This is a genomic window from Mycobacterium sp. TH-M82, from assembly GCF_057473605.1.
Genome location: NZ_JBYCKY010000385.1, coordinates 20056 through 27579 on the forward strand (window position 1 = coordinate 20056; position 7524 = coordinate 27579).

The 7524-nt window shown below is 66.8% G+C and carries 9 protein-coding genes; 2 read left to right on the plus strand and 7 right to left on the minus strand.

What is annotated here, in order from left to right; all coding sequences use genetic code 11:
* Positions 1 to 25 precede the first annotated feature (25 nt).
* The 4 genes from AC2VON_RS11955 to mca are packed head-to-tail and all read right to left on the minus strand — an operon-like array spanning position 26 to position 3712.
* Positions 26 to 2353, minus strand: a complete 2328-nt coding sequence (locus AC2VON_RS11955) for an APC family permease (RefSeq protein WP_486953156.1) — start codon at positions 2351 to 2353, stop codon at positions 26 to 28.
* The gene (locus tag AC2VON_RS11960) at positions 2353 to 2535 is read right to left on the minus strand and encodes a hypothetical protein (protein ID WP_486953157.1); all 183 of its coding nucleotides are present in this window, start codon (positions 2533 to 2535) and stop codon (positions 2353 to 2355) included. The genes AC2VON_RS11955 and AC2VON_RS11960 overlap by 1 nt, the downstream gene beginning before the upstream one ends.
* A 47-nt stretch (positions 2536 to 2582) precedes the next feature.
* Positions 2583 to 2843, minus strand: a complete 261-nt coding sequence (locus AC2VON_RS11965) for a hypothetical protein (RefSeq protein WP_486953158.1) — start codon at positions 2841 to 2843, stop codon at positions 2583 to 2585.
* Positions 2840 to 3712 (minus strand): mycothiol conjugate amidase Mca, encoded by an 873-nt coding sequence (mca, locus tag AC2VON_RS11970; RefSeq protein WP_486953159.1) that lies wholly within the window; start codon positions 3710 to 3712, stop codon positions 2840 to 2842. Before mca ends, AC2VON_RS11965 begins: the two co-directional genes overlap by 4 nt.
* Positions 3713 to 3796: 84 nt before the next feature.
* Here mca and AC2VON_RS11975 point away from each other — a divergent pair, with 84 nt between their 5' ends.
* Positions 3797 to 4270, plus strand: a complete 474-nt coding sequence (locus tag AC2VON_RS11975) for a DUF4307 domain-containing protein (protein WP_486953160.1) — start codon at positions 3797 to 3799, stop codon at positions 4268 to 4270.
* Between the two features lie 212 nt (positions 4271 to 4482).
* Positions 4483 to 4977 (plus strand): transcription elongation factor GreA, encoded by a 495-nt coding sequence (gene greA, locus AC2VON_RS11980; protein WP_486953161.1) that lies wholly within the window; start codon positions 4483 to 4485, stop codon positions 4975 to 4977.
* Between the two features lie 47 nt (positions 4978 to 5024).
* Here greA and AC2VON_RS11985 read toward each other — a convergent pair whose 3' ends face one another.
* The 3 genes from AC2VON_RS11985 to AC2VON_RS11995 form a co-directional block, all read right to left on the minus strand.
* On the minus strand, positions 5025 to 6188 hold the full coding sequence (locus AC2VON_RS11985) for a cystathionine gamma-synthase (protein WP_486953162.1): 1164 nt from the start codon (positions 6186 to 6188) through the stop codon (positions 5025 to 5027).
* Between the two features lie 60 nt (positions 6189 to 6248).
* Positions 6249 to 7187 carry an RDD family protein gene (locus tag AC2VON_RS11990; protein ID WP_486953163.1) on the minus strand — a complete coding sequence of 313 codons (939 nt, stop codon included), beginning with the start codon at positions 7185 to 7187 and terminating at the stop codon, positions 6249 to 6251.
* A gap of 75 nt (positions 7188 to 7262) precedes the next feature.
* On the minus strand, positions 7263 to 7524 hold a 262-nt coding region (locus AC2VON_RS11995), incomplete at its 5' end, for a CBS domain-containing protein (protein ID WP_486953164.1).

Consider the following 7524-nt stretch of genomic DNA (forward strand, 5'->3'; position numbering starts at 1 on the left):
CGACGACGTGTACCGGCACGCCCGGCTAGTTGACGTCCTCGGGTTGCTCGACTGCCTGATAGGCCGGGTCGACGATCGCCACCGGTTGGTTGCGTCGTTGGCGTACCTTCCCGGTGATTCGCAGCAGCTGACCCGGTGAGATATCGGCGCCGCGTCCGGCAGCGAAAGCCACGCGGATGTCTCCGCTGTCGTCACCGACCACGATCCAGCGGACCGTTCGCCCCCGTTCGGTGATGTCTTCGACCTGGATGACCCGGCCTTCGACGGTGGCGCGTCGACCCGCAATCAGGCTCTGCACCGGGACCACCGCCGTCGCCCGCTCCGGGTGTTCGTATGCGTCGATGCTCTGCTGTTCGTCGCGAAAAACTCGCGCCTGAACCTTGTCGAGTTCCCGAGTGATTCGCTGCTCCACGCTGTCGGGGGACGCTTGCGCGATTCGCGATTTCACGTCATAGGGCACGATCGTCGCGGCGGCGTCGGGAATCCGGCTGATTGCGCGGGCGATCTTGTCGGCGGTGCGGTCGTGAAGCAGTCGTCCCAGCAACGGTGCGTAGGTGCGCCGTGGCAACAGCACCGTGACGTTGGTGTCCGGGCGCTCATTGCGCATCGTCACGACCAGCAGCTGGGCGGCCCGGGTGATCTGCCGGTCCGGACAGTCCACCACCCGTAGCGGTGTGTCGAGATCTAAGTGCTCCCAGCGTTGCCGCAATCGCGCGGCAACCGCAGGGTCGACCATGAAGTGCACTGCCACCAGTTCATCGGCCCGCAATCCCTTGCCGTAGCGCAGCGCCTCGAGCACCGCGAGATCGAGCGCACTGACAAAAACGAACACCCGGTGACACGCGTACTTCACCAGCTCCGGACCGTCGGTGCGAAACGTCTCGAGAATCGACGCCTCGGCCCGGTATTCGCGGTTGAGCCGCATCAACCCGAATACCAACAGCGGAAACACGACAACGACCAACCAGGCTCCCTCGGTGAACTTGGCCACGGCGAGGATCCCCACCACGATCGTCGACAGAATTCCCGCCGACAAGTTGATCACCAGCTTGTGTCGCCAGCCTCGATCACGGTGCCTAAGATGGTGTTTGGTCATCCCGTAGCCGGCCATCGAGAAACCGCTGAACACGCCGATCGCGAACAACGGCACCAGCGCGTTGACCGAACCGCCGGTTCCCACCAGCAAGGTCACCGATAGCACGGTAAGCGTGACAATGCCGTTGGAGAACACCAGCCGGTAACCGCGCTTTGTCAGCTGTCGTGGCAGGAAGCGGTCCTCAGCAACGAAACTGGCCAGCGCGGGGAACCCGTTGAAGCTGGTATTGGCACCGGTGTACAAGATGGCCGCGGTCGACGCCTGGACGAGTAAATACAGGGTGTGGCCGATCACCCCCTCGCCGAAGACCGCGCTGGCGATCTGCGATAGCACCGAGGGGTATTCATCGATATATGGGGTTGCGCGGGTGACGTGGGCAAGGTGGGCAACGCCCGCCAACGAGAACCCGAGGATGCACGCCATAATGGTGAGCACTCGACGTGCGTTGACGCCCTGTGGTTTACCGAAGACGTTGACCGTATTGGAGATTGCCTCGATGCCGGTCAACGACGAGCCGCCGTTGGCGAATGCACGCAGCAGCACCAGGATGGTGGCGCCCATCACCAAACCGCCACCCTGATGGACCGGCACCGCTCCGGTGATGTGCTGAGGATCATATGCCGGTAGCCCCCAAAAGATTTCGCGGATCCACCCCGTCACGATCATCAGGGTGATCATGATGACGAAGAAGTAGGTGATCGTCGCGAAGGGTCGGCCTGCTTCACGCAGTCCGCGCAGGTTCACATAGCAAATGGCGATCACCACGGCCACAGTGATTTGCAGGCTGTAGGGCCCGAGCGAGGGTATCGCCGACACCACCGCGACCGTGCCGGCGGCCGTCTGAACCGCCACGGTGACCACGTAGTCGATCAACAGTGCCGCAGCGGCAATCTGGGCCACCCGGGGTCCGAAGTTATCCCGCGCGACCACGTAGGAGCCGCCCGCTCGGGTGTAGGCCATCACGACCTGCCGATACGAGGCGGCTACCAACACCAGGATCAACAGGATGGCACCGGTGATCGGCAGCAGCAACACAAAGGCGGCCAGACCGGCCTGCGGCAGCAGTTCGACCAGGATCTGCTCGGGACCGTAGGCGGTCGACGAGATAGCGTCGGGCGAAAGCGCGCCCAGCGCAACTGAGTTCGGCAATGTCGCCGATTTGAGGTCTTCGCTGATCAGCGGCTTCCCTAAAAAAATGCGCTTGCACACATCGGAAAGGGCCACCGGGACGGGCGGGCGGCCGGCCGGCGAGACCATCAGTCGGTTACCGGTGCATCGCCGGCGAGTTCGTCGAGCCGCTCGATCGCCTCGTCGCCGTCGGCGCCGATACCGGGCAGCGGTCCGCGGTCAGCCAGGCGCCGCTGCACGTAAAACGGGACAATCAGCGCTCTGGGATCGGGGTGGCGGGCGTCCCGCTCCGAGACGGCCTGCTCGGTCACGGCGTCCAGTCTGGCATCCGGTGCGGAAAGCGGGTGAGACAGCCTACTCAGCCAGACGATCCGTCGGGGTCGTCCGGCCCGGCCGTGCCTGCATCAGCGGCCGGATCAGCCGCCGGACTGTCCCGATCGAACGACTTGGGCACCTTCTTCAGCTGCCGGTTCATCGACCACACCAGCAGGAAGGTGCCGAGCAGCAACAGCACGATGACCAGCAGACCGAACGGGCTGGCCTTGCCGAAGTCCGGTCCGGTGTTGTGCGGCGCCTCGTCAGCCAGCACACCGAGCGCCGTGATGAGAGCCTGGTTCACCGGCCGGCCTCGATCCCGGCGAACAGGTCGGTCTCGGGCGGGCTCACCGGCACCCGGGACCGGACCAGCTCGAACTCCTCGGTCGGCCACAGCCGCTGCTGCCAGGCGATCGGCGCGGCGAAGAAGTCACCGTTCGGGTCGATCTGGGTGGCGTGGGCGCGCAGTGCGTCGTCACGCTGGCCGAAGTAGGCCGCGCATTCGACGCGGGTGGTTACCCGGTCGGCGAACACATCGTAGTCCGGCTTCCAGTGCTCCAGCCATTTGCCGAACGGGCCCACCTTCCCGTGCCTGGCGAACTCGTCCTGCAGCAACTGCATCCGCTGGCGCAGGAACCCGTGGTTGTAGTACAGCTTGGACACCGTCCACACCTCTCCGGCTTGCGGGTAGCGGCGGTAGTCAGCGGCCGCTTCGAACGCGGCGACCGAAACCTGGTGGCAGCGGACGTGATCGGGATGCGGGTAGCCGCCGTTTTCGTCGTAGGTGGTCATCACATGCGGCCGGAAGTCCCGAACAACCTCCACCAGCCGCTCTGTAGAGACCTCCAGCGGCACCAACGCGAAGCAGTCCGGCGGCAGCGGCGGTGGCGGGTCACCCTTGGGCAGACCGGAGTCGACGAAGCCCAGCCAGGTGTGCTCGACGCCGAGGATCTCAGCGGCCTTGGCCATCTCGTCTCGGCGGATCTCGGCGAGGTGTCCGTGCACGTCGGGCAAGTCCATCGCGGGGTTGAGGATGTCGCCGCGTTCACCGCCGGTCAGCGTCACCACCAGCACCCGGTGGCCGGCGTCGGCGTAGCGGGCAAGGGTGGCCGCGCCCTTGCTGGATTCGTCGTCCGGATGGGCGTGCACTGCCATCAGCCGCAGCTCGCTCACGTGCGCATTCACCTTTCCGTCTGCCGTTGACCGGACATATGGGCCCTATCGTCGAAGATGGTTTCCGGTTCTAATAGTTCCATCATGTCCAGTGGCTTTCATGGGCCGGCAACCGATCCCGCCTCCAACGACCCGGCCGTCCGGCGGCCGGCCAGCCGCTATGGCCGAGTCCGGCTGGCCGGTAGACCGCGGCACCGGGCGGTGATCGCGCTGGCGGTGTTGGCCCTCGCGACCGGCGCCGCCGCTTCCGTCATCGTCTATCAGCGGCTGGGCATCCCCGACGTCAAAGGCGATCTGTTCGGCTACCGGGTAATCGATGAACAGACCGTGTCGGTGACGATCACCGTGACCCGCGCGGACCCGTCGCGCCCGGTTGTGTGCATCGTGCGGGTCCGGTCCGCGGACGGTGGCGAGACGGGCCGGCGTGAGGTGCTGGTCGGGCCGGCTGAGACGGCCACCATCCAGGTGACGACGATCGTGAAATCGAGCGCACCGCCGATGATGGGCGACGTCTACGGATGCGGAACCGATGTGCCCGGCTACCTCCGCTCCCCCTGACGCCCAGGTCGGTGCTGTGGACGGTTCCGGCGTCGGCGTGACGTCGCAGTGGTATGGTTTTTGGGTACACGGTTCCTGTTGGGACCGTGTATTGCTGCATTAGCGGCACAAAACCGCAGTACACGGGGTCGCACCGCCTTTCCGGCGGTGGCCGGCCTCGCGGCCCGTGCACCGAAGTATCCCGGGCCCCACCACGCAAGGAGCGCGACGAAATGACGGACACCCAGGTGACCTGGTTGACCCAGGAGTCACATGATCGGCTCAAGGAAGAGCTCGACCACTTGATCGCGCACCGTCCGGTGATCGCCGCGGAGATCAACGACCGACGTGAGGAAGGCGACCTGCGCGAGAACGGCGGTTATCATGCCGCCCGCGAGGAGCAGGGCCAGCAGGAAGCCCGCATCCGTCAGCTGCAAGAGCTGCTCAATAACGCCAAGGTCGGCGAGGCCCCCTCCCAATCCGGGGTGGCGCTGCCGGGTTCGGTGGTGAAGGTCTGCTACAACGGCGACCGGTCCGACACCGAAACGTTTCTGATTGCCACCCGCCAGGAGGGTATTCACGAGGGCGACCTCGAGGTGTACTCGCCGAACTCGCCGCTCGGCGGCGCCCTGATCGACGCCAAGGTCGGCGAGGAGCGCAGCTACACGGTCCCGAGCGGCAAGACCGTCAAGGTGACGCTGCTCAGCGCCGAGCCCTACCGAGGCTGAGAGTAACTGGCTCGCTCACCTCTATCCCTCTATCGGCGAACCATCGTTTAGCTCAGCGCCTGCTCCAAGTCGGCGAGCAGATCCCCGATGTCCTCGATGCCCACCGACAGCCGCACCAGATCGTCAGGCACCTCCAGCTGCGAGCCGGCCGTCGACGCATGCGTCATCGCGCCCGGATGCTCGATTAGCGACTCCACCCCACCGAGCGACTCGGCCAGGATGAACACCTCGGTGCGCGCACACAGATGCTCGGCGGCCTGCCTTCCGTCGCGCATCCGCACCGACACCATGCCGCCGAAGCCGCTCATCTGCCGGGCCGCGACGTCGTGGCCCGGGTGATCGGACAGGCCCGGATAGAGCACGGTGCGCACCGCCGGATGTGCGGCGAGAAACTCCGCGACCGCCGCCGCGTTCTCGCAGTGCCGTTGCATCCGCAACGTCAGCGTCTTGAGGCCACGGATCGTCAGGTATGCGTCGAACGGTCCCGGCACTGCGCCGGCGCCGTTCTGCAGGAAGCCGAACGCGGCGTCCAACTCCTCGTCGTCGGTGACCAGCGCGCCGCCCACCACGTCGGAGTGGCCGCCGATGTACTTGGTGGTCGAGTGCAGTACCACGTCAGCGCCAAGGGTCAGCGGCTGCTGCAGGGCAGGCGAAGCAAATGTGTTATCCACCAACACCTTTGCTGAAGCATATCGGCCCAGTTCAGCGACCGCCGCAATGTCGGCGATCGACAGCAGCGGGTTGGTCGGAGTCTCCACCCAGATCAGCCGGGTGTTCGGCGTGAGCGCGGCGCGTACCACGTCCAGGTCGGACAGGGCGACCGGCGTGTAGGTCACCCCCCATCCGGTGAACACCTTGTCGATCAGCCGGAACGTACCGCCGTAGGCATCGTCGGGGAGGACCATGTGGTCACCGGGTCGCAGCAACGCCCGCAGTGCGCAGTCGCTGGCGGCCATCCCCGAGCCGAATGCCCGGCCGAAACTGCCACTCTCGACCGCGGCCAGCGCGGATTCCAGCGCGGCGCGGGTCGGGTTTCCGGTGCGTGCGTACTCGAACCCGCCACGCAACCCGCCAACGCCGTCCTGGGCGAACGTGCTGCTGGCATAGATCGGGGTGTTCACCGCTCCGGTGGCCGGGTCGGGGCGAAAGCCGGCGTGGATGGCCCTGGTCGACAGGCCATTGAAAGAGTTCGAGAAGTGCTGTCCGCTCATCGACGGCCAGCCTAAAGGTTTCGTCGTGCGCCTGCGGGCACGCCCGCTGCGCCGGTCCGGCTAGCCACGGAGGACCAGGTCGTTGGCCGCCTGGTCGTGCCAGCCCCGCAACCGCCCCGAGTTGTCGAAAAGGGCAGACAGGTACACCACCGCCGCGCCCACCCCGCAGAACACATACCCGGCTAATGGAATGAGCTGCCGGACAAACGCCTGGCCGAAGTCGATGGGCCTGCCGGTGCCGGCATCGACGACCTTGATGCCAAGGGCCATCTTGCCGAGCGTGGCACCGAGCGCACCCAACATCAGGCCTTCGTAGAGCAGCAGGAAAGCCAGGGTGGCTCCGTACGCCAGGCCGATCGGCACGAAGAGGTTTCCGGACTGCCCGGGTTGGCCAGGTTGGCCAGGTTGGCCAGGTTGGCCGGGTCGCCCGGGTTGGCCGGGTTGGCCGGGCCGGCCTCCCTCACCGCCCTGGCCGCCCTGGCCGCCCTGTCCCCCTTGTCCCGGTCGGCCGGGTTGCCCAGGTTGCCCAGGTTGCCCAGGTTGCCCGGGTTGCCCGGGTTGCCCGGGCCGGCCAGGTTGTCCGGGCTTGGTGATGCTGGTGCCGCTCCCGTTGCTTCCCGAGACACCCGATGTGGACGACGAGAACACCGACCCGAGCAGCACCAGGACCACGGAGAACACCACCGCGTAAATGGCGGTATCGATCAGCCGGGCAACCAGTCGCCGGCCGGATGTCGCGACTTGGGCCGACCCGCCACCGGGAAGGTCGACGTAACCGCCGCGGGCCTGCGGCGGATATCCGAGTGTGCCCGGCGGCGGTGGTGGGAAATTGCCCGGCGGGGGCGGCGGGTAGCTACCGGGCGGGTAGCTGCCGGGCGGGTAGCTGCCAGGCGGGTAGCTGCCAGGCGGGTAGCTGCCAGGCGGAGGATATCCACCGCCCGGCGGGTAATCCGGAGGCGGCGGATAGTTCCCCGGCGGGGGTGGCGGCAGGCCGGTCATGAGCGCCTCCTCTAGGTCGGCTCCGGGTCGGCGAAGCGGTCCACAGGCTATCGCAGGGCCGGCTTCGATGCCCGGTTACCGCCGCCCTGGCCTACCCGGCCCCTCCGACAGGAACCCCAGCAGGTCGTGGCGGGTGATGACGCCGACCGGCTTGCCCCCTTCGACCACCATTACCGCGTCCCAGTCCCGCAGCGCCTTGGCGGCGACGCTGACCACTTCGCCGACTCCGATCATCGGCAGCGGCGGACTCATGTGCTGAGCCACCGCGTCGGCGAGCTTGGCGCGACCCTCGAACACCGCGGACAGCAACTCGCGCTCGGACACGCTGCCGGCCACC

Excerpts from the sequence above, each read along its gene's own strand:
- AC2VON_RS11955 (WP_486953156.1), bottom strand. The coding sequence starts at position 2,353 with ATGGTCTCGCCGGCCGGCCGCCCGCCCGTCCCGGTGGCCCTTTCCGAT.
- AC2VON_RS11975 (WP_486953160.1), top strand. The coding sequence starts at position 3,797 with ATGTCCAGTGGCTTTCATGGGCCGGCAACCGATCCCGCCTCCAACGAC.
- greA (WP_486953161.1), top strand. The coding sequence starts at position 4,483 with ATGACGGACACCCAGGTGACCTGGTTGACCCAGGAGTCACATGATCGG.
- AC2VON_RS11985 (WP_486953162.1), bottom strand. The coding sequence starts at position 6,188 with ATGAGCGGACAGCACTTCTCGAACTCTTTCAATGGCCTGTCGACCAGG.
- AC2VON_RS11990 (WP_486953163.1), bottom strand. The coding sequence starts at position 7,187 with ATGACCGGCCTGCCGCCACCCCCGCCGGGGAACTATCCGCCGCCTCCG.